6 protein-coding genes and 1 pseudogene are annotated in these 6,401 nt (G+C 67.1%); 3 read left to right on the plus strand and 4 right to left on the minus strand.

Translation table 11 applies throughout. The features are described 5' to 3' along the window. Positions 1 to 79: 79 nt before the first annotated feature. Positions 80 to 1,414: an IS630 family transposase gene (locus P3X83_RS42935; RefSeq protein ID WP_346742797.1), complete on the minus strand. Its 1,335-nt coding sequence runs from the start codon at positions 1,412 to 1,414 to the stop codon at positions 80 to 82. Positions 1,415 to 1,544: 130 nt separating this feature from the next. On the opposite strand from P3X83_RS42935, the gene P3X83_RS42940 reads away from it, so the two are divergent. After that, the gene (locus P3X83_RS42940) at positions 1,545 to 2,666 is read left to right on the plus strand and encodes an IS630 family transposase (protein ID WP_277311220.1); all 1,122 of its coding nucleotides are present in this window, start codon (positions 1,545 to 1,547) and stop codon (positions 2,664 to 2,666) included. 45 nt (positions 2,667 to 2,711) lie between these two features. Here P3X83_RS42940 and P3X83_RS42945 read toward each other — a convergent pair whose 3' ends face one another. After that, complete coding sequence (locus P3X83_RS42945) at positions 2,712 to 4,046, minus strand: IS630 family transposase (protein WP_346742797.1); 1,335 nt, start codon at positions 4,044 to 4,046, stop codon at positions 2,712 to 2,714. A gap of 706 nt (positions 4,047 to 4,752) precedes the next feature. Further along, positions 4,753 to 4,920, minus strand: a complete 168-nt coding sequence (locus P3X83_RS42950; RefSeq protein WP_277311221.1) for a hypothetical protein — start codon at positions 4,918 to 4,920, stop codon at positions 4,753 to 4,755. Between the two features lie 64 nt (positions 4,921 to 4,984). On the opposite strand from P3X83_RS42950, the gene P3X83_RS42955 reads away from it, so the two are divergent. After that, positions 4,985 to 5,953, plus strand: coding sequence for an ISAs1 family transposase (locus P3X83_RS42955; RefSeq protein WP_277311222.1), 969 nt, complete (start codon positions 4,985 to 4,987; stop codon positions 5,951 to 5,953). A gap of 71 nt (positions 5,954 to 6,024) precedes the next feature. Then, a complete protein-coding gene (locus P3X83_RS42960) occupies positions 6,025 to 6,180 on the plus strand; it encodes a hypothetical protein (RefSeq protein WP_277311223.1) in 156 nt (51 codons plus the stop codon). 39 nt (positions 6,181 to 6,219) lie between these two features. Here the strand turns inward: P3X83_RS42960 and P3X83_RS42965 are convergent. Further along, a pseudogene (locus P3X83_RS42965) lies at positions 6,220 to 6,324 on the minus strand (IS5/IS1182 family transposase); the annotation flags it as partial. Positions 6,325 to 6,401 lie beyond the last annotated feature (77 nt).

Raw genomic sequence — 6,401 nt, forward strand, 5'->3', positions numbered from 1 at the left:
CCACATCCGAGGTTCTACCAGCCACGGCCGGCCCGCCACCGGACCTCACCTAGATCCGAACCTCAAACAGCTCCTAGTGTCATCCGCCTGAAATTCGTCGGCAATATTTGGTGAGGGATTCGAGGATCTCCTCGGCGGTCTTGGTCCAGACGAAAGGCTTGGGATCGGCGTTCCAGCGGTCCATCCAGGCGCGGATGTCGTCCTCCAGCGCCCGGACGCTCTTGTGCACTCCTCGGCGGATGAGCTGGTCGGTCAGGTAGCCGAACCAGCGCTCGACCTGGTTGATCCAGGAGGAGCCGGTCGGCGTGAAGTGCATGTGGAAGCGAGGGTGCCGGGCCAGCCATGCCTTGATCGCCGGCGTCTTGTGCGTGCCGTAGTTGTCACAGATCAGGTGGACGTCCAGCCCGGCCGGCACCGTCTTGTCGATGGTGGCCAGGAACTTCTTGAACTCGGCGGCGCGGTGCTGGCGGTGCAGCTCGCCGATGACCCGTCCGTCGGCGATGTTGAAGGCGGCGAACAGGCTGGTGATGCCGTGACGGACGTAGTCGTGGGTGCGCCGCTCGGGCATGCCCGGCATCATCGGCAGCACCGGCTGTGACCGATCCAGGGCTTGGATCTGGGATTTCTCATCCACGCACAGCACCACCGCGCGTTCCGGCGGGTCATGATAGAGCCCCACCACGTCGACGACCTTCTCCACGAACAGGGGATCGGCCGACAGCTTGAACGTGCTCGTGCGGTGTGGCTTGAGGTCGAAGGCCCGCCAGATGCGGCCGATGGTCGACTCCGACAATCCGCTGCGCCGGGCCATCGAGGCGCGTGTCCAGTGCGTGGCGCCGGCCGGTGTCTCCTCCAGCGTGGCCACCACCACCTGCTCGACCTGGTCCAGCCCGATCGACGGCGGACGGCCCGGGCGCGGCTCGTCGATCAGCCCGTCCAGCCGCAGGCGCAGGAACCGATGACGCCATTTGGAGACCGTGTCCGGATGCACCCGCAGCTCAGCGGCGATCTGTTTGTTGTCCTTACCGTCCGCGCACGCCAGCACGATTTTCGCGCGCATCGCCAGGACCTGTGCGGACTTGGCCCGCCGTGCCCATCGCTGCAGCACCGCCCGTTCGGCTTCCGACACCGTCAACTCCGCCTTGGGCCGGCCCGTGCGCGCGTCGTCGGCCAGCGCCTCCAGCCGACCTCGGGCGAACGCGGCACGCCACTTGCGCACCGTGCTCTCGGCAAGGCCCAGATCACGCGCCACCTGCGCCGTACTGATCCCTGGCCCTGAACATGCGAGCACGATCCTCGCCCGGACCGCCACCCTCGACGACTCCGCTGACATGCCGGTCAGCCGGGCCCGCTCATTCTCTGATAAGAGGATCTCCACTGCGGACGGTCCTGGAAGCGCCACAACCAATACCATACGGACTTACCCGACAAATTTCAGGCGGATGACACTAGTGCTGTGACCGGAAACGATCACCGGGGTCGCGTGTAGCCGCCTGGGCCGGTTGGATGAGACACCTCATGTCCGATCGTGCAGGGGAGGCGCGATGGCGGAAGCGGTCAGAGTACGCAGGCTGATGGACCACGAAGGACAGAAGCTGCAGCGGATCGTACGGCGGGGCAGCACCAGCACGGTGCGGTACCGGCGGGCGATGATGCTGCTGGCCTCGGCCGGCGGGAACACGGTCCCGGTGATCGCCCGCCTGGTCGCCGCCGATGAGGACACCGTCCGCGATGTGATCCACCGGTTCAACGAGATCGGGCTGGCCTGCCTGGACCCTCGATGGGCGGGAGGCCGTCCCCGCCTGCTCAGTGACGATGACGAGGCCTTCATCGTCTCGACGGCCACCACCCGCCCGGCCCGGCTCGGTCAGCCGTTCACCCGCTGGTCGATCCGCAAACTCGCCGCCTACCTGCAGCGCCTGCCCGGCCGGCCCATCCGCCTGGGCCGGGAGACCTTACGCGCCCTGCTCGCCCGCCAGGGGATCACCTTCCAGCGCACCAAGACCTGGAAGGACTCACCCGACCCCGAGTTCGGCGCCAAGCTGGAGCGTATCGAGTACGCCCTGTCTCAACGGCCGGAACGGACCTTCGCCTTCGACGAGTTCGGCCCTTTGGGCATCCGCCCGGTCGCCGGATCCGGCTGGGCGGCACGAGGGCGGCCGGAGCGGCTGCCCGCCACCTACCGGCGCACACACGGCATCACCTACTTCCACGGCTGCTACTCGATCGGCGATGACCTGCTGTGGGGCGTCAACCGAGCCCGCAAGGGCATCGATCACACCTGGGCCGCGCTGCGTTCCATCCGGGCGGCCCGCCCGGACGGCGGGCCGATCTACGTGATCCTGGACAACCTGTCGGCGCACAAGAACTGGCGCATCCGCGCCTGGGCGAAGCGGCACAAGGTCGAGTTGTTGTTCACCCCGACCTACGCCTCCTGGGCCAACCCGATCGAGGCCCACTTCGGGCCGCTACGGCAGTTCACCATCGCCAACTCCGACCGTGCCAACCACACGGTCCAGACTCGGGCGCTGCAGGCTTACCTGCGCTGGCGAAACGCCAACGCCCGCCATCCAGACGTGCTGGCGGCTCAACGCCGTGAGCGCGCCCGTATCCGCAGTGAGAAGCGCATCCGCTGGGGTGGCAGGCCCCTCGCGCCCGCCGCTTGAAACGCCTCCTACACCCGGTGGTCGTTTCCGGTCACAGCACTAGTGTCATCCGCCTGAAATTCGTCGGCAATATTTGGTGAGGGATTCGAGGATCTCCTCGGCGGTCTTGGTCCAGACGAAAGGCTTGGGATCGGCGTTCCAGCGGTCCATCCAGGCGCGGATGTCGTCCTCCAGCGCCCGGACGCTCTTGTGCACTCCTCGGCGGATGAGCTGGTCGGTCAGGTAGCCGAACCAGCGCTCGACCTGGTTGATCCAGGAGGAGCCGGTCGGCGTGAAGTGCATGTGGAAGCGAGGGTGCCGGGCCAGCCATGCCTTGATCGCCGGCGTCTTGTGCGTGCCGTAGTTGTCACAGATCAGGTGGACGTCCAGCCCGGCCGGCACCGTCTTGTCGATGGTGGCCAGGAACTTCTTGAACTCGGCGGCGCGGTGCTGGCGGTGCAGCTCGCCGATGACCCGTCCGTCGGCGATGTTGAAGGCGGCGAACAGGCTGGTGATGCCGTGACGGACGTAGTCGTGGGTGCGCCGCTCGGGCATGCCCGGCATCATCGGCAGCACCGGCTGTGACCGATCCAGGGCTTGGATCTGGGATTTCTCATCCACGCACAGCACCACCGCGCGTTCCGGCGGGTCATGATAGAGCCCCACCACGTCGACGACCTTCTCCACGAACAGGGGATCGGCCGACAGCTTGAACGTGCTCGTGCGGTGTGGCTTGAGGTCGAAGGCCCGCCAGATGCGGCCGATGGTCGACTCCGACAATCCGCTGCGCCGGGCCATCGAGGCGCGTGTCCAGTGCGTGGCGCCGGCCGGTGTCTCCTCCAGCGTGGCCACCACCACCTGCTCGACCTGGTCCAGCCCGATCGACGGCGGACGGCCCGGGCGCGGCTCGTCGATCAGCCCGTCCAGCCGCAGGCGCAGGAACCGATGACGCCATTTGGAGACCGTGTCCGGATGCACCCGCAGCTCAGCGGCGATCTGTTTGTTGTCCTTACCGTCCGCGCACGCCAGCACGATTTTCGCGCGCATCGCCAGGACCTGTGCGGACTTGGCCCGCCGTGCCCATCGCTGCAGCACCGCCCGTTCGGCTTCCGACACCGTCAACTCCGCCTTGGGCCGGCCCGTGCGCGCGTCGTCGGCCAGCGCCTCCAGCCGACCTCGGGCGAACGCGGCACGCCACTTGCGCACCGTGCTCTCGGCAAGGCCCAGATCACGCGCCACCTGCGCCGTACTGATCCCTGGCCCTGAACATGCGAGCACGATCCTCGCCCGGACCGCCACCCTCGACGACTCCGCTGACATGCCGGTCAGCCGGGCCCGCTCATTCTCTGATAAGAGGATCTCCACTGCGGACGGTCCTGGAAGCGCCACAACCAATACCATACGGACTTACCCGACAAATTTCAGGCGGATGACACTAGGTCGTCTCCGCGGTTCTCCTCAAAGTTGGCCAGCACGACGTCGGGACGCAGCGCGGGATGTGTGCCAGCTCGGGGGTAGAGACGGTGAGGGACTTGTCTCGGCCGCGTGATCAGGCATTCTGCCAAGGTATCGGAGCCGGTTCGAGAGCGCTGCAACAGCTCGTCTATCGGTCGCTTGGTCGGCTTGTGTGATTGAGAAGAGCTTGTGTTTCTGGGGAGCATTCCACGCCGAGGGTGTTGAGGCGTGCTTTGAGGTGGCGGACGCGTAGGCGGGCTTCGTCGGGGCGGTTGAGGGCGATCAGGAGTCGGATGACGGATCTGGCGGCGCTTTCGGTGTCAGGGTCGAGGGTGCAGGCTTGGTCGTAGGCCTCCAGTGCTCGTTCGGTTCGTCCTGCGCGTTCGTGGAGTGCTCCGAGTTGGAGGAGTGCCTTGACGCTGGCAACGGTTAGGGGCCAGCGGTGGTCTTGGTCGAGCCAGTCGTACTTGAGGCCGCGGCCCAGAGGGCCCCGGCAGATGTGGGCAACTGTTAGCAAGGCGGATGCCCTGGCTTCCTCGCTGGTGGCGGTGCGGGCGTTGGCGAGGGCGCGGTGGAAGGTCCAGACGTCTACGTCGACGTGTGCTGCCTCGATGCGATAAGTCTTGCCGCTGCGTTCTACGAACTTGGCCTCCTATTCGCCCGGGGCGGCGGCATCGCGGAGGGCAGCGCGCAGGTCTTTGAGCGCGGCGTGAAAGCGGTACGCGGCCAGGGTCTCCTCCACGTCTGGCCACATTTGCTCGCAGATCTCCTCCCGGTCAAGGCCCTTGGGGTGGACGGCCAGGAGGACGAACAGTTCCACCAAACGCGACCCCTCATGATCGTCGGTGTCTAGCCAGTCGATCAAGAACAGGGGCCGCGTTCGCGTGCCATCATCCCCGATCGACGTGCTCTCCCGCTACCTGGAGCGCGTCTCCCTCACCGACCCCGCCTTCGACCTGCCCACCCTGGCCGAGGTGCTGGATGCCGTACCCGACCCACGCCACCGCCGGGGACGTCGCTACCGGCTCGGCCCACTACTCGCGTTATCCCTGCTCGCCGTCCTCAGCGGAGCGACGTCCCCGGCGAAGATCACCCGGTTCATCGCCGGATACGACCCCGGCCTGCGCACCCAACTCGGGCTCCCCGCCACCATCCGGCCGGCCGCCAGCACCCTCGGGCGGCTGCTGGCCCGCCTGGACGGCGACGCCTTCGACGCCACGACCTGCGCTTACCTCGCCGCGCTGACCACCTGCCACCCGCCAGAAACGACTACCCAGACGACCACCACCGCCAGAACGCCCCTGCTCGGCCTGGCCGTAGACGGCAAGACCCTGCGCGGCAGCCGTACCTCGGACGGTGTCACTCACCTGCCGGCCGCCGTCCGGCACGACACCCAGACCGTGCTCGCCCAACGGCAGGTCCAGGCCAAGAGCAACGAGATCCCCACCTTCACACCCCTGCTGAGCAGCCTGAACCTTGCGAACATCGTCATCACCGCCGACGCCCTGCACACACAAGCCGAACACGCCCGGCAGATCGTCGCCGCCGGCGGCCACTTCCTGTTCATCGTCAAGGCCAACCAGCCCACGCTCCACCGCAGGCTCAAGGCGCTGCCCTGGCGCGAAGCGGTCCTCAACGACCGCACCAACGAGCGCGGGCACGGCCGCCGCGAGATCCGCCGCATGAAGATCTGCACCACCCGCCCCGGCCTGCCCTTTCCCCACGCCGCTCAGGCCATCCAGGTCAAACGTCGCCGCACCGACCTAAAACCGGCAAGACCACCATCGTCACGATCTATGTCATTACCAGCCTGTCACCGGGCCGCATCACCCATGCCCAGCTCGCAGCGCTGATCCGTGGGCACTGGGGCGTCGAGGCTCTGCACCACATCCGCGATGTCACCTTTCGCGAAGACGCCTACCGCGTGCGAACCGGCGCCGCGCCCCGAATCCTGGCCAGCCTCCGCAACCTGGCCGTCGGCCTGACCCGCCTCATCGGCTGGACCAACATCACCGCCGCCACCGGCCACTACCGCAGCCACCCAGCCGATGGTCTTCAGCTACTCGGTCTCACCACATGAGAACGCTTCAGCCCTGAGTCCCGTGGTCTCCAGCCGGCGGATGATGCCCCAGATGCGCGCCGCCGTCAGGTCGTGCACCGAACCCGGAAGCGACCCCGAGGTCCACACCGGTGTGCCGTCCGGAGCGGCGATGACCTGGACGTTCGAGCTTGTCACCTCAAGTGTGTAAAGATCCTTCCCGGGTGATGAAGAACCTCTTTACCTGATCCGGCCTGGATAGG

Origin of the sequence: Spongiactinospora sp. TRM90649 (assembly GCF_029382225.1) — a bacterium.
GTDB lineage: Bacteria > Actinomycetota > Actinomycetes > Streptosporangiales > Streptosporangiaceae > Spongiactinospora.